Source organism: Lactococcus taiwanensis (assembly GCF_017068355.1).
Taxonomy (GTDB): Bacteria; Bacillota; Bacilli; order Lactobacillales; family Streptococcaceae; genus Lactococcus; species Lactococcus taiwanensis.
This window is the reverse complement of the sequence record NZ_CP070872.1, coordinates 1480812-1500514: the sequence shown is the minus strand read 5'-3', so window position 1 is coordinate 1500514 and position 19703 is coordinate 1480812. Positions and strand designations below refer to the sequence as shown.

At 38.0% G+C, this 19703-nt stretch carries 17 protein-coding genes; 13 read left to right on the top strand and 4 right to left on the bottom strand.

All coding sequences use genetic code 11. The features are described from left to right. The first annotated feature begins 81 nt into the window (after window positions 1-81). Complete coding sequence (ffh, locus tag JW886_RS07365; protein ID WP_075525404.1) at window positions 82-1638, top strand: signal recognition particle protein; 1557 nt, start codon at window positions 82-84, stop codon at window positions 1636-1638. Window positions 1639-1666: 28 nt separating this feature from the next. On the opposite strand, the gene JW886_RS07360 is transcribed toward ffh, so the two are convergent. Then, on the bottom strand, window positions 1667-2170 hold the full coding sequence (locus tag JW886_RS07360; RefSeq protein ID WP_205272163.1) for a GNAT family N-acetyltransferase: 504 nt from the start codon (window positions 2168-2170) through the stop codon (window positions 1667-1669). Between the two features lie 122 nt (window positions 2171-2292). Continuing rightward, window positions 2293-2868, bottom strand: coding sequence for an NADPH-dependent F420 reductase (locus JW886_RS07355; protein WP_205871719.1), 576 nt, complete (start codon window positions 2866-2868; stop codon window positions 2293-2295). A 173-nt stretch (window positions 2869-3041) separates the two neighbouring features. On the opposite strand from JW886_RS07355, the gene JW886_RS07350 reads away from it, so the two are divergent. From JW886_RS07350 to JW886_RS07305, 10 genes are all read left to right on the top strand, one after another. After that, window positions 3042-3749 carry an AzlC family ABC transporter permease gene (locus tag JW886_RS07350; RefSeq protein ID WP_205871718.1) on the top strand — a complete coding sequence of 236 codons (708 nt, stop codon included), beginning with the start codon at window positions 3042-3044 and terminating at the stop codon, window positions 3747-3749. Continuing rightward, window positions 3736-4062, top strand: coding sequence for an AzlD domain-containing protein (locus JW886_RS07345; RefSeq protein ID WP_205871717.1), 327 nt, complete (start codon window positions 3736-3738; stop codon window positions 4060-4062). Before JW886_RS07350 ends, JW886_RS07345 begins: the two co-directional genes overlap by 14 nt. Before the next feature lie 224 nt (window positions 4063-4286). Next, on the top strand, window positions 4287-5126 hold the full coding sequence (locus JW886_RS07340; protein WP_205272167.1) for an aldo/keto reductase: 840 nt from the start codon (window positions 4287-4289) through the stop codon (window positions 5124-5126). 678 nt (window positions 5127-5804) lie between these two features. After that, window positions 5805-9179 (top strand): WxL domain-containing protein, encoded by a 3375-nt coding sequence (locus JW886_RS07335; RefSeq protein WP_205871716.1) that lies wholly within the window; start codon window positions 5805-5807, stop codon window positions 9177-9179. 18 nt (window positions 9180-9197) lie between these two features. Further along, window positions 9198-10328, top strand: a complete 1131-nt coding sequence (locus tag JW886_RS07330; protein ID WP_205272169.1) for a WxLIP family cell surface protein — start codon at window positions 9198-9200, stop codon at window positions 10326-10328. 176 nt (window positions 10329-10504) lie between these two features. Beyond that, window positions 10505-11221, top strand: a complete 717-nt coding sequence (locus JW886_RS07325; protein ID WP_082272308.1) for a WxL domain-containing protein — start codon at window positions 10505-10507, stop codon at window positions 11219-11221. A 131-nt stretch (window positions 11222-11352) separates the two neighbouring features. Further along, window positions 11353-13650, top strand: a complete 2298-nt coding sequence (locus JW886_RS07320) for a WxL domain-containing protein (protein ID WP_205871715.1) — start codon at window positions 11353-11355, stop codon at window positions 13648-13650. Window positions 13651-13909: 259 nt separating this feature from the next. After that, complete coding sequence (locus tag JW886_RS07315; protein WP_205871714.1) at window positions 13910-14266, top strand: hypothetical protein; 357 nt, start codon at window positions 13910-13912, stop codon at window positions 14264-14266. 182 nt (window positions 14267-14448) lie between these two features. Then, window positions 14449-15255 carry a glutamate 5-kinase gene (proB, locus tag JW886_RS07310; protein WP_075525414.1) on the top strand — a complete coding sequence of 269 codons (807 nt, stop codon included), beginning with the start codon at window positions 14449-14451 and terminating at the stop codon, window positions 15253-15255. Between the two features lie 11 nt (window positions 15256-15266). Then, window positions 15267-16526, top strand: coding sequence for a glutamate-5-semialdehyde dehydrogenase (locus JW886_RS07305; RefSeq protein ID WP_205871713.1), 1260 nt, complete (start codon window positions 15267-15269; stop codon window positions 16524-16526). A 77-nt stretch (window positions 16527-16603) separates the two neighbouring features. On the opposite strand, the gene JW886_RS07300 is transcribed toward JW886_RS07305, so the two are convergent. Both JW886_RS07300 and JW886_RS07295 read right to left on the bottom strand, forming a co-directional pair. After that, on the bottom strand, window positions 16604-17533 hold the full coding sequence (locus tag JW886_RS07300) for a cation diffusion facilitator family transporter (protein ID WP_205871712.1): 930 nt from the start codon (window positions 17531-17533) through the stop codon (window positions 16604-16606). After that, a complete protein-coding gene (locus tag JW886_RS07295) occupies window positions 17517-17819 on the bottom strand; it encodes an ArsR/SmtB family transcription factor (RefSeq protein ID WP_075525416.1) in 303 nt (100 codons plus the stop codon). Before JW886_RS07295 ends, JW886_RS07300 begins: the two co-directional genes overlap by 17 nt. Window positions 17820-17982: 163 nt before the next feature. Between JW886_RS07295 and JW886_RS07290 the strand changes: the two genes are divergently transcribed. Both JW886_RS07290 and JW886_RS07285 read left to right on the top strand, forming a co-directional pair. Next, window positions 17983-18714, top strand: a complete 732-nt coding sequence (locus JW886_RS07290; protein ID WP_200407161.1) for a DUF554 domain-containing protein — start codon at window positions 17983-17985, stop codon at window positions 18712-18714. A 52-nt stretch (window positions 18715-18766) separates the two neighbouring features. Beyond that, complete coding sequence (locus JW886_RS07285; RefSeq protein WP_205871711.1) at window positions 18767-19639, top strand: LysR family transcriptional regulator; 873 nt, start codon at window positions 18767-18769, stop codon at window positions 19637-19639. The last annotated feature ends 64 nt before the right edge of the window (window positions 19640-19703 follow it).

Below are 19703 nucleotides of genomic sequence, written 5' to 3'. Positions count from 1 at the left end.
AAATGCTGTTGCTGTATTCAAATTTTTCTAAAGAAATGTTATAATGAAGTAATTGTAAAAAAGTAGAATTGGATAATAAAAATGGCATTTGAAAACTTAACTGAACGCTTGCAGAATGTATTTAAAAATCTGCGTGGCAAGAAAAAAATTACTGAAGCAGATGTTACAGAAATTACGAAAGAAATTCGTGTTGCTCTTCTTGAAGCCGACGTTGCTCTTCCCGTCGTCAAAAAATTTATTAAAGCTATCAGAGAGCGTGCTGTTGGTGTAGAAGTCTCTGAAGCTTTAAACCCTGCTCAACAAATTATCAAGATTGTTGATGAAGAATTAACAGCTATCTTAGGTGGTGGGGAAGTTGAGTTACTTAAATCTCCAAAAATACCAACTATCATCATGATGGTAGGGTTACAAGGGGCTGGTAAAACGACTTTTGCAGGGAAGCTTGCAAAAAAACTTAAAGAAGAACAAGATGCTCGACCTTTAATGATAGCAGCTGACGTCTACCGTCCTGCAGCGATAGATCAATTAAAAACCCTAGGGGAGCAACTTGATATTCCTGTCTATGATGAAGGAACTAGCCAAAAACCAGTTGATATCGTAAAAAATGGTTTAGCAAAAGCAAGAGAAGAACGCAAAGATTATGTTCTTATTGATACAGCGGGTCGTCTTGAAATTGATGATACCTTAATGAATGAGCTTCAGGAAATTAAGGCACTCGCTACTCCGACTGAAATATTACTCGTTGTAGATGCAATGACTGGTCAAGTCGCAGCTCAAGTTGCGAAAACATTTGATGAAAAGCTTGACATTACAGGGGTTATCATCACTAAACTTGATGGGGATACTCGTGGTGGTGCAGCTCTATCTATACGTGAAATTACTGGAAAACCCATTAAATTTACCGGGACTGGTGAAAAATTAACTGATTTAGAAATATTTTATCCAGATCGTATGAGCTCACGTATTCTTGGTATGGGAGATATGCTTACTCTGATTGAGAAGGCTCAAGCCAATTATGATGAGGAACAATCAGCTAAGTTAGCTGAAAAAATGGCTGAAAATCGGTTTGACTACGAAGATTTTGTGGAACAGTTAGATCAAGTGACAAATATGGGCCCTATGGAAGATATCATGAAGATGATTCCAGGAATGTCTCAGATGCCAGGTTTAGATCAAGTAAAAGTTGATCCAAAAGATATTGCCAGAAAAAGAGCAATGGTCTTGTCTATGACACCCCAAGAAAGACATCTGGAAGTAGAACTTTCACCAGCGCGCAGACGTCGTATTGCTGCAGGTTCTGGAAATACTTTTATCGAAGTTAACAAATTCATCAAGCAGTTTAATCAATCTAAAGAAATGATGCAAGGCATCATGAATGGTGATATGAATGCGATGATGCAAAAAATGATGGGTGGCGCTGGCGGAAAAATGCCCAACATGCCAGGTATGAATTCAAACATGCCTGATATGTCTTCACTTGGCGATTTACAAGGAATGATGGGTTCGAATAATGGTAGTACACCTGATATGAGTTCCATGTTTGGAGGAGGTCTCAAAGGTAAGGCGACTGAATTTGCGATGAAGCAAGCTATGAAACGTGCTCAAAAAAAGATGAAAAAAGGCAAAAAGAAAAAATAAATAAAAAAACAGGTGATTTACCTGTTTTTTATTTTGCCTTTAAATATTCTGATTTCAATATTCCCATAAAATAGCTATCGTGATATTTTCCCCCTGCAAAAAATTGTTCTTTAATTGTACCTTCAATTTCAAAACCTAATTTTTTGTAAATATGAACTGCTGGAGCGTTATCGACATCGACCCAGAGATAAACCTTATGCATATTCAAAGTATTAAATGCGTAATCAACTCCTTTTTTGAGGGCCTTTTGAGCATATCCCTGACCAGAAAATTGGCTCATAATGACAATTTGAATTTCGCAAGTACGATGAATATAATCAATAGCCATAAGCTCGACAATGCCAGCAAATTGACCTTCTATATCAATGACGAAGCGACGTTCTTCATTATCGTGAATGTGTTTATCATAAAGGCTTGTTAATTCATCCAAGGATTCATAAGGTTCTTCAAACCACAGGCGCATTGTTTCTGCTTTATTATTGATAATGTGAATATTTTTTAAATCAGTACGTTCTAATGCTCTAATTTCCAATTTATTTTTCCTGTTCTTTATCGTTTTTAAAAGTAACTCATAATTAAATAAAAGCCTCTCAATATTAAAAAGCCTTCTATTAATAGATTAGAAGAACTTTCTTAACTTAAGCTTATGATATCTTATTTGAAGAGTCCAAATCCTTCATTCCAAGATATTTTTTCCGAATTCGCTAAGGAAATTTGCAAAAATCCAATCGCTTCTAGCTCACGAGCTCGTTTTAGATTGCCCGCATCCATCATTTCTATACCACTAGTTTTTAATGTGTCAACGAGTTTATGTTTAGCCTCAGCGCTATTACCTGCCATAAGAACAGTTGTTTTCAAATTATTAGCCACTTTTTTTGAAGAAAGTGTGGCAGCAAAGTTGGTATTAAAAGCTTTTATCACATCTGCCTCAGGAACTTGTTCAGCAATAAGAGCTGCAGCAGAACGATCAGCAGGGACTACAAGTTCGTCAAAAGTCGTGAAATCAACTGGATTCGTAAGATCAACGATTATTTTTCCTTTAAATTCATCTTTATAATCGCTAAGAATATGCGCTATCGCTGTGTAAGGAACAGCAAGAACAATAATTTCACCAAGTTGATCATGTGGTGAGTCTGAAACGAGGTAGCTTACGGTGTTGTCACCTTCAGAGAATAATCCCCCAATTGCACGTCCCATGTTACCTTGTCCAAAAATAGTGATTTTTGCCATATGAGTCTCCTTTATATTTTTCTAATACCTTTATTATAACATTAGAAAAATTCGAGGGATATCAAAAAGGCTCGTATTAATTCTACGGATTATCATTTTGTAGTCAATTGACAAGAAGGAATAGAATGTGGGATAATAAAAAGATATTATATTTTTAGAAAAATTAGGGTAGGATGAATTCAGAATTAACATTTAAACAAGGTTTAATCGATACTTTACCAACTGTATTTGGCTATATTGGGATTGGTATAGCTTTTGGGATGATTGGGCACAGCGCTGGTTTTAGCGTTGGACTCATTTTTTTGTTGTCAGCAATTGTCTACGCGGGATCAGCACAATTTATTATGATAACGATGTTAGCAACGCATAGTCCGATATTATCTATTATGTTGAGCGTTTTTTTAGTTAATTCAAGGATGATACTTATGAGCATGACTACGGCTTCTTTTTTTAAAGAAGAGAAATTGCTAAAAAATATTGTTTTGGGAACTCTACTAACGGATGAAAGTTTTGCTTTAGGAATGAATAAGCGAAATTATACAGCGGGAAAACTTAGTTTCTCTTGGTTTAATGCTGCCAACTTGATTGCCTATACTATCTGGGCTTTAGCAAGTGTAATGGGAGCACTTTTAGGACGTCTACTTACCGATCCCCGAAAACTTGGCTTAGGCTTTGCAGTTATTGCAATGTTTATCGGATTGATGTATCTTCAGTTGATAAGTGATAAAACTTTAGGAAGAGCTTTGCAGCTATTGATGATTGGAATAACGTTTATTTTGTTCTACCTGGGACTTATTTTTATTCCAGAAAATCTACTTGTATTGGTGGTTACTTTGGTGGCATGTGCTTTAGGTGTGGGGGGGAAACGTGTCTTCTTTTGAATATATTTTGTTGACGATCGCTGGTTGTGGTCTTGTCACTTGGTTGTCTCGTGTCCTTCCTTTTTTATTATTAAAGAAAATGACATTACCAAAACTGCTTGTGGAATATCTAAGCTTTGTTCCTATCGTGATTATGTCTGCGCTATGGATTTCAAATCTATTTATACAAGATTTGGGACATCTTCCGATGATTAATTGGGATAATTTTGGGGCGTCACTTCCCACGCTTTTGGCAGCCATTTTGACTAAGAACTTACTAGTTATCGTACTTGTTGGTATTTTTTCTCTAGCTTTAATTCAGCTCGTCTTTTAAGAATTTTGCTGTCTTCATTTAGAATGGAAGGATCAAATTATGAGGATAGTGAAACCCGTAGCTTTACTGACCGAGCTGTCAGTAAAGCTATGGGTTTTAAAAGTAGGGGTTTATAGGTTAACGAACAGGAAATTTTATTGAGCCATTATCTTATGTTAGAATGAAAAATGTATAGAAGCGTAAACGCGCTCACCGAAAAGTTCAAATACGAGGAGGTTTTATCAATGAAAGCACCATTATTGACAATGAATGACGGACATGAAATACCAACTATTGGTTTAGGGACTTATCAGATTCGAGGAGGCAGCGGTTTGGATCAAGTTCTTACGGCCATCCAAAGCGGTTATCGCCTATTAGATACCTCCACAAACTATGACAGCGAAGGAGTAGTGGGAGAAGCAATCAGACGTTCGGGTATACCACGTTCCGAATTTTTCGTAACAACAAAATTACCAGGAAAATATCATCACTATGAAGATGCACTGTCAATGATACAAGAATCATTGTTTCGCATGGGATTAGAGTACTTTGATTTGTACCTCATTCACTGGCCTTTGCCAAAGCGTGGCCTTTATGTAGAAGCGTGGGAAGCCCTTATCAGAGCACAAAAGCTGGGTCTTATTCGTTCCATTGGGGTTTCTAATTTCGAACCAGAACATTTAGATAAAATTATTGATAAAACTGGGGTTACTCCTGCTGTCAATCAAATCGAAATTCACCCTTACTGGGTACAAAAGCGAATGCTAGAGGAAAATAAAAAACGAGGCATTCTCACTGAAGCTTGGAGCCCCATGGGACGGGGGAACGATGCTTTGCAAGAACCTATTATTACAGAGCTCGCTACAAAGTACAAAAAAACCTCTGGTCAGATTGTATTACGCTGGCATATAGACCGGGGAATTCTTCCTATTCCTAAGTCAAGGGATTTTATCCACCAACGTGAGAATCTTAATATTTTTGACTTTGAGCTGACCCAAGAAGAAATCGAACAAATCAATTCTTTAGAAAAATCAGATGGGCGCATTGACAATCAAGACCCAAATGAGTATGAAGAATTTGAATAAAGACTTACTCTCCGATTTTTGGAAGTTTTAGTCTTTTCGTTCTAAAATAAAACTTACATATAAAATCAAATAAAACGCCTTATTCTCAAAAAGAATAAGGCGTTTTAGTGTACCGATTTTTAAAAGCTCCGAGATATGATTAATTCAGAAGCACAAAATTTTAGGATTCGTACAAATGAGACTCTCCCCTTCAATTTTAGCACTAAAAATACTTCTTTACATCGCTTATAGCCCTCTAAAAAATTCTCATTTTTGGTAATTTAGCTCAGGTTAAAAGATTGAATATGCGCCTACCCAAGTACAAATTCCAGCTCTATTGAGAATATGCAAAAAAAACATATACGTAATATATTACATTTTTTAATGTGAAGCTGTAACGGTGTTAAGAAAAGCTTGATAAATAAGGGTTTTGGATGTTTAAATTGGCAGAAAAATTACTAGAATTACTTTATGGTATCTTAATAACTTTATTTGAGATATATTTCTGAATTTTAAAACCAAACAACTTTTTTGAATAGCATAAAATTATCCTTTAGAATAAGTTACTGTTAAGGCGTTCAGCCAATGAAAATTCGAATTAACCATTTTTAAAAAATAAAATTTGCTTACTAATAAAGCTAAATGGTAAATAAGGTAAATAAATTTGACATCTTTTTGAAATGAGGAAGGGCTAGAGAAATGAGAAAAGTTATAAAACAACAACTTGCTGGTGTGTTGCTTATCCCAGGCCTATTAGGCGCGGTTGGATATACCGTTGTTAAAGCAGCGAGTGAAGACGAAGCAGGTACCAAAACGACACAAAAAACCTTACAACCTGTTGTTGTTCCTATAGGGGGCTTTTCTAGTTTCGAGGATAAGTCGTCTGATGCTACTGCTACCTCAGAAGTCTCTAGTTTAAGTAGTAGTGAAACGTCATCTAGTCAGAATGACTTTTCAGGAATTAGTCCAGCTATTGCAGTCTCAACATTTAAAGATAGTTACAGTGAATTAGAAGCAGATAGTGATGTACTTCATATTCATACGAAAGCTCATGGTAATGGTACCGGAGTACTGCAAGCATATCGTCAAGAAATAACGATTGATCCTGAGATTGCAAAGGAATTCTTTAGTACAGATAATTATAAACAATATATTCATGGCAAAGCTTATCGAACTAAAGATGCAGTTTGGCCTCTTAATGGGACAAAAGAGTATGATATTGCTACGGAACTGTGGGGTAAAGGCAGTTGGATTTACACTGGTGATACAATGAATTACGATAGTAAGGCAGGCTGTATTTACTTTAAAACCTCTCAATATACAGTACAGCTTGCTTCCGGTGTAGATATGGAAGTGGATATGTACATCGACTTAGGTCAATGGTCAAAAGATACAGGAAAACTGATTGAAAGAAAAGACAACTATAGTATTCAAACTAAAACAGATGCGAACTCAGCAGCGCTAGGATTCACGAGTAAGGTTGTTGGATCGGTGGCAAGTGATGGGATTGAAGATTCCTGGATTGAAAACCCTGTTGAGCCTACAACACTCTATTACTTGACCGAGAAAAATTCTTACTTTTATGGGAATGGTCTCCAAGATGAAAGTAATGAGCACCCTACAGATTATGATATTGAACTTTCTGTAAATGGTATTCCTTATAAATACGTTCAAATGGCAACTGCAGACGGTGGAACCAATGCGCGAGGTGAAACCATTAAAAAAGGTGACTGGGACTTTGATTTCGGGAGTTATCTGAATGAAGGTGATGTGGTCACAGCACGAGTACGGGGACGTGAAAGCGAAGAAAATAGTAGTGGAGTTAAACCAACCAAATACTCTACAATTGCTTATCCGACTGATGCAACTAACATCATCTCTTGGAAAGATTGGAAAGTAGAAGAACCTACAATGCCTATTCTTTATGAGGATGACTTGATTATAGCGCTTCATACTCCTGTACAAAATCAACAACTTGGTCGAACTTATAAATTAATTGTCACCGTAAATGATGAAGAAGTTTATAACAAACCAGTGAAAGATGATATGGATGTCAATGTTCCGTATCTTAGTGGTTTGGTAAAAGGTGATGTGGTCAAAGCCAAGATTGTAGGCTCACAGGACGGAGAAGAAGATAAAGATAGCAGCTCAATTAGCACCACGGTTATTACCCAAGCCGATGAAACTTATGATAACTGGCAAGTTCAAGATGCGGTAATTAATGGTCCATTATATGAGGGAGGAACGGCGATTTCGGGATATGTTCCTATTCAAAACCGTGCAGTTGGACGTAACTATGACTTAGAAGTTTATCTTGGTGATGAACTGATCATTGATCAAAAGAATATAGACGTAGCTTTGAAGACTTATTACTTTAGCTACGCCCTGTCAGAATTAGATACTGATCAAGAACGTGCTTTGGCTTATGGGGATAAGATTAAGGCAGTAGTGATTGGCCACCAACCTGATGATACAGATGAAAAAGGCAACGTCACGGCCACTTACCCTGATAAGCAAGCTACTTCTACTCTCACAGTTGCTGAAACTACTGGTTATGAAGACTGGTCAGTAGCAAGTCCTACCTTAGACCCTATGAAAGATACCGATACAGTGATTACTGGAAATATCGGAAAGCAAAATACAGATGCCGGTCGAACCTATGAAGTGGCTTTATCTGTTGATGATGAAGATCCTATTTATGTGACACCAGCGGAAGATGGGACATTCAAGCTAGATGATGTGCACTTGCAAGAAGGACAAGTTATCACTGCAAAAGTGATTGGTCATCAAGACAAACGCGAAGATAAGGTTAGTGAAGAAACGCAAGCTACAGTCGGAGATGCTACAAATTATAAGGGTTGGAAAGTTGAGAAACCAACCGTTGATGATTTGGATACCACGGATACTGTAATTACGGGGAATATTGGTAACCAAGATAAGGACTATGACCGTAATTATACCGTTGAAGTTTTTGTGAATGGAAGTTCTAAAGGCCAAGCTAAAGTGGAAGCCGATGGTACATTTACCTCGGATAAGTTAACCTTATCCGAAGGTGATAAGGTAACCGCTAAGGTAACTGGACATCAAACAGGGAAAGAAGACAAGTCTGAAACTTCTGATGAAGTGGTTGTTGTGTATAAAGTAGCCTATGAGGACTGGAAGGTTGAACAAGCAACTATCCATGAGCTTACAGCTGGAAAAGTTACAATTAGTGGTAATATCGGTAATCAGAATAAAGATTTCGATCGAAATTATGAGGTGGAAATTTTCGTCAACGGTAATTCGAAAGGCCAAGCAACCTTGCTCGAAAACGGTACTTTTACTACCAAAGCGCTTCAACTGGCAAAAGGCGATGAGGTGCAAGCCAAAGTAATAGGACATCAAGAAGGAAAAGAGGATAAGACCTCACTCTCAGAAATTGTCACTGTCTCCGGAACTGAAGGAGGGAACCGTGTTGATTCAACGGGTATGATTACCTTTATTCCTGGTGATGAGACAACTAATCCCGGAGTTGTAGATCCTGAAAATCCTGGTGGGGGTGTGGAGCCTGAAATCCCAGGTGTCGCTGGTTCTATCGCTTTAGACTATGCTTCTGATTTGGATTTTGGATCACATAAGATTTCTACCACAGATTCGACTTATTATGCCTCAACAGATAAGACGACTGGAGGAGCTGATTTTGTAGCGATGCATGACCTTAGAGGAGCAGGCGAATGGTCGATCACAGTAACGCAAAGCAATCAATTTACTAATCAAAAAGCAGTAGAGCTTAGTGGTGCACAAATCAGCTTTGAAAAAGCTATTGCAGTGAATACGGGAATTGAGACAGGTGTTGGTGCAGATATGCCGAGTGCCGTTAATATTACAAATCTTATGATTGGGTCACCTTCTCTGGTTATGTCCTCTAATGAAGCAGGGAGCTATGGGACATATGCTACAAAATATGGTACAAAAAGTGATTATTTAGGTAATGAAGAGGGTGGTCCAATTTCATTAAGTGTTCCAGCAGGTGCTGCACAGGTTGGGGATTATCAAAGTACGTTAGAGTACTCACTCAATGTCGTGCCAAATTAATCGATAAAGAAGGAAAAAATGAGTAAACCATACAACAAATATAAAATATATTTATTTCTAATGACACTGTTGATAGTCGCTTTTGGAACAAGAGTTGCTCTTGCTGATGGGGCCAACTTTAATGTCGTTCCTAATTTACCAGAAAATCAAATTTCAAAAAATTCTGGGTACTTTGATCTCCTTATGAAGCCAGGAGAGAGTCAAGATCTGACAATCAAATTATCCAATACGACTTCAAAAGCAATTACTGTTGATACAACGTTTTCGAATGCCACTACTGCCGATTCAGGACTTGCGGTATATGTTCCTAGTACTAAACCTAAAGATAAATCACTGGTCCGTGATATCTCAGATTACGTCACAATAGATAAACAAGTTAAAATACCTGCCGATTCAACGGTGGAAGTTAAAGCTAAAGTGAAGATGCCTGAAGAAAGCTTCAAAGGTGTGATGGCGGGTGGATTCACGTTCAAACAAGTGGAAAGTGAAACAGATCAAGCTAATTCTTCAAAAAAGACTTCCGTTACAGTGAAGAATGAATATCGTTATGTTATTGCATTGGTCATGCGGCAAAGTGAAGAAAGTGTAGCGCCATCTTTGGCCCTCAATACAGTAAAAGCCTCTCAAGTCAATAGCAGAAATGTGATCCAAGCCAATCTTAGTAATTCGGCTCCTGCGTATTTAAGTCAACTTAACGTCAGCTCAACAGTAACTTCGAAGACAGATTCTCAACTAAGCTATACTTACAATAACTCTGCGATGCAGATGGCACCAAACTCAAACTTTGATCTAGCTATCCCTGTTTCTAAACAAGGTGATTTAAATGGTGGCTCATCAGCAGCCTTAAAACCTGGTAAGTATCATTTACATCTCATTGCCTATGGTGAAAAATCAACAGATGGAAAATATGAAACAACTGTTGATGGCAATAAGGTGAAATATAAGTACAAGTGGGAATTTGATAAGGACTTTGAGGTGACAAGTTCAGAAGCCGAAAAATTGAATAAGACTGATCCAACAGTTGAAAAACAAAACTTCAATTGGCTTATTATCATTGGTATCATCATTATCATCTTACTTATTATTTTAATTTTTCTTCTTTTCAAAAAAAGAAAAAAGGAAGATAAGGAAGAAACTAAAAAAGGATAATCACAATTTTAAATAAATTGAGAATATAAATTTTAAACAGAATGGAGAAAGTACCGACAATTTAAATTTATAAAATCGTCAGGGTAATTCGCCCATCGTGTTGCAGAGTATTTGGATTTGAACCCAAAAATACTTAAAAATAAAAACAATTGTTCTTAAGAAAGGAACTTAATATCATGAAAAAACTTATTACTTATTCAACAATGACATTGTCTGCCTTTGCATTACTTGGAGCTGCTTCTGTATCAGCAGATAGTATTGATCAAAACACTTATGATTCTGAGGGAACTGTAAGCTTTACTCAAGCGCCAGAAACTTCTAACCCAGGAGTTATTGACCCAGAAAATCCTGGTGGGGAAGTAGACCCAAATATCCCTGGTGTTGAAGGAACTATTGCTTTGGATTATGCTTCAAATTTAGATTTTGGTTCTCATGAAATTTCAACTTCTAGTTCGACATATTATGCCTCAAAAGATGAAAATACAGGCAATGCTGATTTCGTAGCAATGCATGACCTCCGTGGTGAAGGAACATGGGCAGTTACTGTAACTCAACTCGGACAATTCACAAATGGTACAAATGAGTTGAGCGGTGCGCAATTAAGCTTTAATTCTGCAACACCAGTCTATACTGCAGAAACATCAGGAACAAGTGCTTACATGCCTACATCTAATAATATTTTAAATTTAGCAGTCGGAACTCCTGAAACGGTTATGACTTCAAATAGCCAAGGTAGTTACGGAACATATGCTACAAAATACGGTACAGCAGATGACTATACAGGTAATGAAACAGGCGGTCCTATTTCATTGAGTGTCCCTGCAGGATCTGCTAAGGCGGGAACTTATACAACAACTTTAGAATATTCTCTTAGCGTTGTTCCTGAAGCATAAGGTGTAATAAAAAATAATTTTGAAGTGAAATAATTTGGATATAACCAGTTATTTCCTTTTTTGAAAAAGGGGATGGATCCTCCCTTTTTCAAAAAAGGAAAGCCAACTAAAGAGAGCAGTAGAGGCAAAGAATGAATAAAAGATTTAAATTTAGTTTGATAGCTGCGAGTGTAGTCATATCTGGTTTTCTAGCAAGCCATTTTAAGTCAAGTGAAGTAGAGGCAGCAACTGCTATTTCAGGAAATTTATCTCCTGGACAAAGTTTGGATACAGGTAATCATGAACTTGATAGTAGTTTTCAACAAAATGTAGATAGCTGGATTCCGCTCGCTGGAGATGGAAGCTGGTATAAGTGGGATCCTTCGGGGAATAACTATTTCTGGTTAGCTAATACCAAAAAAAATTCTTGGGTTTATCATGTCTTAGATGCAACCATTGATTTTTCTAAACCGGTAAGCATCAGCACCCCTTTCTATTATGATAACGCATTGCAGTGGCTATATGGTGATGCGGCCGGTTTCTTTCTTACGCCTGCGAGCACTGAACAGATAAAAAGTAACGCGCCGAGTGCTACAGGTCAATATCTTGGTATACAGGGATTAAAAGATTCCTACTTCCTAGGGCGTGATCTTTATTATAATGGGGGATTTGATGGAACTGCGAGTACAAATGTTGGTCAAAATACCGCAGAAATACGTAAGACGGATGAGGAAGGTAAATTAGAATATTCAACGACTTCAAGTGTTTCATGGAAACAATTTTCGGCTCCACTTGCTTTAAAAGGTAATGGTATTCTTGGTGGGGTATTGACCTCCACTGCTTATAAAGGGGCTGAGACTCTTCGTTTGACCTGGAACAATGTGATCGATAACGGTGATGGAACTTATACGGGAGATTTAAACTTACAATCAATACCTGATGCAGACTATAATAATAATGGTACTTATAATAATGCAGGAATATCACGGAGTGCTACCTTATCCCGCAATATGACATTTGGAACATTGGCAATTACTGGAACTAATACAGGGGTTATTCAAGAAGGGAATGCGACATCCGCAGCATCCTTTAGTGCTACTCGTGGGACCGAAAATGTTACCATAAAATATATTGATGAAACGACGAATCAGCCGATCAAGAATATTAGTGAGTCAACGGTTATAGCAAATACGGGTGACACTATAGGTGTCACTAATGGTGATGCTAACAGCACCGACGATTACACCTATGGTGCTCCTCAAATTAGTCACTATACTTTTTCAAAAGGAGAGTCTTTGAAGGTCCTAAATGATGATTCCACTACTGAGGTGGATAACGTTATTAATGTTTATTACACACCGGACCAAGAAACGGCAACCTTTAAAAGTTACTATTTGAGTGAAACTCCCGGAACTGGACAAGTGAAGGATGAGGTGACTGGCTTGCTTGGAGGGTTACCAAGCGCTTCTCAATCCGTGATGAATGGTATCGCTCCTGAACTTTCTGAAACACAAACGGTACAAGGTTATTATGATTCAACTATTGATGAGGTACCCGACATAAAAGTGCCTGATGGTTACGAACTTGATCATGTTGTTGGACCAGACGGGGTAGCGGGAAAAACTTACTCTGATTTGGCTGCCGCATTAGCAGCAAATCCTGACTATACCGATCTTACTGAAAATAGCTGGGCGAATTACTTTGGTCTGTACTTTAAGGCTAAGAAAGCTAAAGTAACCTTTTCTTATCACTATATAGATGAAACAAAATCAAATGTACCAAATTTGCCTTCTGCTTTTAGCGAGGAAGGCGTCACAGGTGGTGTTATTAATGATGTGAGCAAAAGTTTGCCAGAAGTTCCAAAGGGGACGACGGTACAGAGTGTGACGGGTCCCGACGGGAAGTCTTATAGTAGTCTTACTGTAGCGCTTGCACAAGAAGCTAACAAATATTATCAAGTTTCAACGCTTAATTTTATTTTTAATGTAGAGGCTCCTCCCGCTTCTGTTCTGGTTAATCAGGTTCCTATCCTTGATTTTGGTTTTCAGGAATTACAAGCTGATGGGATTTACGAGATGATTCCAAATGATGTCTTACAGGTCACAGATGACACTTACACGAATGAGGGGTGGTCTGTCACAGCTCAAATGACACAACAATTTACCGCTGAAGATGCTTCAACTTTATCAGGCGCCACTCTTGACTTTACCACTGGAAGCATTACACCTGAGGAGGGGAACAGCGCGAGTGCACCTAGTACAAGTAAAAATTTCACTTTGGATGAAGGAGCAGGACCGGTGTCAATTTTTTATGCCCCGAAAGAAACAGGGCAGGGGACTTGGAACCTCGATTTCTCTAATGTTTCGTTAGCAACAAACGGTGCTTCACTTTCTGTAAATAAAGCATATGAAGCAACCATTGAATGGTCGATTAATGATGTGCCATCTTAAGGGGAAATAAAAAAGAACTCTATTAGAGTTCTTTTTTATTCAATTTAAGAATTAATTTTTAGCCTAAGCTTGTAGTTAACATGATATTTTACAGCTTTCATAAAAAACAAAAGCTTGCAAGTATTTTGCTTGTGAAAACGATAACGTGTTGCAGGACATTTTTTTTTGATGTAGAATAACAATATAACGTAGAGGGAAGCTTGGATAGAAGCAGTTATTTCTGTAAAAAGCTAACCACTTTGAAATACAAGAGGATGCAATGAATTTAGGGACACACAATAAAAAATATTTTATCAGTTTGACGGTAGTGGGATTTCTCGTTATCAGTATATCTTTAGCTATCTATAACAAGCACGCTTACAGCGAACAAGTATTAGAAGACAAGGCAAACGCGCAACAATTGGAAACATTTCTTGAGCATAAATCAACTGCGGTAACTGCAACAGCTTTAAAAGATAAAAATTCGTATACGGCAAAAGATGTTGCCCAGGCAAGTAATGAGTTAAAACAGGATTTGAAAATCGTACTTAATCATAATAATCCACAGGGGAGAAATCAAAAATCAAATTCTATAACGCATGTTAAAGCTAGTGTGGGTTTTTATTCAAAAAAATAAGAGAAAACAGATTTATTGGTATAAACTCAGGACATAGCAATAGGTTTGCTCATGAATGGTTGCTTTTCACTAGCAGCTAATGTTGCTGATTCTATTTTTTTAGAGGAGGACAAAGAGAGTGAAAATGTTTCTCTAAAATCCATATTGAACATTAGTGGTAGAGTGTGGTATACTAGGTCATTATGACAAGAAGAAATATTTTGAAAGCTCGGCGTATCGTAGTTAAAATTGGGACGAGTTCGCTCATTTTGCCGAATGGAAAAATTAATTTATCGAATATTGATGAACTTGCATTTGTCCTAGCCGACTTGAATAATCAAGGATATGAAGTGATTCTAGTGACTTCTGGTGCCGTCGGTGTTGGCTTAAATGTCTTGGGGATGGAGAAGCGGCCAACAGTGATTGCACAACAGCAAGCTTTAGCCAGCATTGGGCAAGTAGAACTGATGAGTTTATACACACAGATGTTTCATCGTTATTCTCAAAAAGTATCACAGTTACTTCTGACACGTGATGTTACTGACTTCCCGACGAGCCGTGAGAATGCTCAAAATGCTTTAAATGCTTTATTAGAACTGGATATTATTCCTATTATTAATGAAAATGATGCCATTGCAGTGGATGAGATGGATCATCAGACAAAGTTTGGTGATAATGATAAGTTGGGCGCCATTGTTTCTAAATTGGTGGGTGCTGATTTGTTAATTATGCTTTCGGACATTGATGGTTTGTTCAATAAAAATCCCAACATCTATGATGATGCGACAATTTTTAAGGAAATTCATGACATTACTGATGAATTACGTCAGATGGCAGGTGGAGCTGGTAGTCGCTTTGGCACAGGGGGAATGACATCAAAGCTTGCTGCTGCGCAAATCTTATTTGACAATGGCCAAGAAATGGTTTTGACTAATGGGGCACGTATCCGAGAAATTCGTGAGATCGTAGCTGGCAAAGAGATTGGGACTTATTTTTCACAAAAGGTATAAAAGGTACGAAGATGATAGAAGAACTTGGGGCAAAAGTAAAAGAAGCAAGCAAGCGCCTTGCGAAGTTACCTACTGCTGATAAAAATAATTTTTTGCGCCAATTAGCAGAAGCTTTGCTTGCTAATGAAGTACGGATTTTAGGTGAAAATCAAAAAGATTTAGCGCGCGCAAAAGAGCATGGCATCTCAGAGATTATGGTAGATCGGTTACGTTTAGATCACAAACGAATTGAGGCTATGGCGATAGGTTTACGTCAAGTAGCTGATCTGCCAGATCCAATCGGGCAAGTGATGCAAGGTTTCACAAATTTAGAAGATTTAAAAATCATACAGAAGCGCGTGCCTCTGGGAGCAGTCGGCATGATTTTTGAGAGTCGTCCGAACGTCACCATTGATGCTTTTTCGCTTTGTTTTAAAACAGGGAATGCAGTTCTTTTGCGAGGTGGTTCTGATGCCCTTCACACGAATCTTGTTTTGGTTGAGATTATTAAGGAAAATCTTATTAAAAGTGGACTGACAGCTTCGTCAGTAGAACTTTTAGCTGATACAAGTCATGCAGAAGCTGAAAAAATGATGCAAGCGGACCAATTTCTTGATGTGCTCATTCCGCGAGGCTCAGCCCGCTTAATTAATACGGTCAAGGCGAAAGCCACAGTCCCTGTAATTGAGACTGGAGTTGGAAATTGTAGCATCTATGTGGATGAATCTGCTGATCTGGAGATGGCTGTTAATATTGTTATTAATGCAAAAACACAACGTCCGAGCGTCTGCAATGCGGCAGAAAGTCTGGTGATCCATCGTCAAGTTTTGAATGAATTTCTACCCAAATTATACGAAGCGATCAGGCAAGTTCATCCCACAGAGTTTCGGGCTGATGAGCGGGCACTGACCGCCCTGTCAGCAGTGAAAAATCCTCAGAATATTGTGCCAGCTACTGACGAAGATTATGGTACAGAATTTCTTGATTATATTTTATCTGTCAAAACGGTCGATACTTTAGAAGAAGCTATTGAACATATTAATCGATATTCAAGTCGACACTCAGAAGCAATCGTCACTCGAGATTACTTTAATGCCCAAAAGTTTCAGGATGAAATTGATGCAGCAGCAGTTTATGTGAATGCCTCAACACGTTTTACGGATGGTTTTGTTTTTGGACTTGGTGCAGAAATCGGAATTTCCACTCAGAAATTGCATGCACGAGGTCCGATGGGACTTGAGGCCCTGACTTCAACAAAATTTTACATCGATGGAACGGGACAAGTTCGTTAAATTTTCTTAAAACAAAAACTCACTTCGACTAGAAAGTGAGTTTTTTTTACTGACAGAGCTGTCAGTAACTTTGTAGCTTAAAGAACTGAGCCTTTTTCATATTTGAGGTGGGTCAAATGTTCAGATGTTGTTTCGTCAAGCTCAATAGCTGACTGACAGACTTTATTGCTTTCCAGAACTTGGCGTACTGCGATTTTTGCGGCAGTAAATTCGACGTCATCAGGGATGAGGATATGGATCATCGCAGCATTTTGTTCGCCATCGATTGACCAAATGATAAGTTGTGTTACTGCGCGAACTTCTGGTAATTGTTCCAGTTCAATCAACAAACGACTGTAATCAATATCTTCAGGAACAGATTCTAATAAAATACGCAGCGTCCCCCAAAATTTAGGGATGGCCTTCGTCAAAATGAAAAGTGCAATTGCAATTGAGAGCAACGGATCAAGCCAATACCAGTCAACAAAATGGAGGACAATAGAGACAATCAAAACGCCTAACCAACCTAGTACATCCTCTAACGCATGAAGATTAAGAATGCTTTCGTTGCGTGAGGAGCCTCTGGCTAATAACCAAGCTCCAAAACCATTCGCTACAATGGCGAAAATAGCGAGTCCTAACATCCCCGTCGCTTTGACGGGTTGAGGTTCAAAAAAGCGAGGAACAGATTCAAAAAGGACGATAAAACTTCCGGTGATCAAGATGACACTCGTTAGGCTGGCGCCTAGAAGACTAAAGCGCTGATAACCAAATGAAAAGTGACGATCCTCTGCTCGTTTTGAAAATTTTTGGAAAAACCACGCCAGACCGATTGCTACAGCATCCCCCGTATCATGAACTGCATCAGACAGGATAGCCGTCGAATTAAACAAAAAACCGAAGATAAATTCGAGGATAGCAAAGAAAAAATTCAGGATAAAAACAATCGTTACATTTTGCGAAACCAGATGTTCAAGTGTTTCATTCTGGGGTTCTTCTGGTTTAACGGATTTAAATTTCTTTCTCACTTTCTCCTCCTTGCTCGTTTAAATGCTCGGCAACATCTTTTAAAAGATGAAGAATATGACGGTCATATAGACAATAAGTGACAGTCTTTCCTTGTTTTTCATTAGTTAGAATACGGGCACTTTTAAGTAGTTTTAACTGTTGACTCACCAAAGATTGTGAGAGTTCTGTCTGCTGGACTATTTCATTTACCGTCAAATTATCAGAGGCGAGGCTGGAAATTATCTTCAGGCGCCCTTCATTTGAGAAAAGTTTAAAAAAATCAGCAAGTGCTTTTTCATTCATCATATAAACATATTATAATATTATAATATGTTTGTCAAGCGAGAATTAACTATTCCAGAAAGGAATAAAAAGGAGGAAAAATTGAATTGATAGCGTTCAATAAAATTGCTACAATTTAAACGTTGTTAAATAACGTTTATTAATAAATATTCGAAAGGGGCTTATTATGCCAACAGGTATCATTATTGATGCGCTTGCCGTTTTACTCGGTGGATTAATTGGGGGTGGGATTGGAAAATATATTCCAGATGATTTTAAAGTCAAGATGAACATGATTTTTGGAGTCTCCTCTCTCGTCATGGGAACTTATGCTATCGCTCCAATGAAAAACATGGCGGCAGTTATTTTTGCTGTAATTTTAGGAACATTACTCGGAGTAATTATCCATTTGGGGCATCTAGTTGATAAAGGGGCAATGGCTATGCAAGGTTTGATTTCAAAAATCATGCCCAATAGCGGTTCTACTTTAAATGAGGAGGATTTCAAAGCTCAGCTTGTCACAATTACAGTCCTCTTTTGTGCTTCGGGAACAGGTATTTTTGGATCGATTCTCAATGGTTTCACTGGAGATTCTTCAATACTAGTGGCTAAGGCCATTCTTGACTTTTTCACAGCAATGTTCTTTGCTATTGAACTCGGCTATGTAGCAGGCTTTATTGCAATTCCCCAATTTATTTTCTTCATGATTCTGTTTTTTGCAGGAAGCTGGATTTATCCTTTGACTACTCCAACGATGATCTTTGACTTCAAGGCAGCTGGTGGGGTGTTGATGTTGGCAACAGGATTTAGAATGTTAAAACTCAAGATGTTTCCCTTGGCTGATATGCTTCCAGCGCTCATCTTGGTCTTTCCATTGAGCTGGTTGTGGACAAATGTGATTAATGTGATTTTAAAATAGAAATGAGTGTAAGCTCATTTTTTTTATAAAAATTTTAAGCTATAATAGGCATATGGATATAAGAAAAATAGAATTTTTTGTTGATTTAGCAAAGACTTTGGATTATACAGAAACCGCAGAACGGCTCTTTACTACGCAAGGGAATGTCTCGAAAGGAATTATTGCCTTGGAAAAAGAGCTTGGTGTGCGTTTATTTGATCGTGCTCATCGAAAAATTACGATTTCAGAAGAAGGAAACCTAGCCTTAGGTTATGCTCAACGCCTTTTAAAAGATTATCAGGAGCTTCAAAAAGTACTCAAAGGCTATAAAAAGCAACAAGAACAGCACTTGACAATCTTTTTTATTCCTACGGCACCTGATTATCAAGGTTTTGGAAAAATTTCAGCATTTATTAAAGCTCATCCTGAAATTGATGTAGAATTAAAGGAAACAGAAGCCAATGCTATCGAATACTGTTTAGAACAGGAAAACAACGCAGTTGCTTTTGCAAGGACTTGGGAGTCTGCGCCAAAAGATAGGTGGCTTTTGAAAACAGAAGCGGATGAATTTGCTGTTATCCTTCCTAAAACTCACCCCCTTGCTGAGCATGAGGAAATTAAAATTGAAGAGCTTCAAGGGATGCCTTTTTTGCTTCAAAATGAAAGTTCTTTGATCTACCAGAAAGTCGAAGAACTTTGCCACCAAGCTCATTTTGAACCCGAGGTCGCCTATACCGGCGTTCGAGTGGAAATTCTCATGAAAATGGTGGAAAAAGAGATGGGAGTAAGTATATTGATGAGAAAAAGTGTTGAGCACCAACTTAGTGATAAAGTTGTACTCCGTCCGCTCACTCCTAATAAAACAAGCCATTTATCTTTCATTGCAAAGAAAAATCAAGAAGTTGCGGTGCTTAAAACATTTTGGGACTATATTCAAACCCACTAAATCTCAACTATTCCAAAATGGAATAAGGCCTTCCCAAAATTGAATTGATTTCCCTTCATAAAGC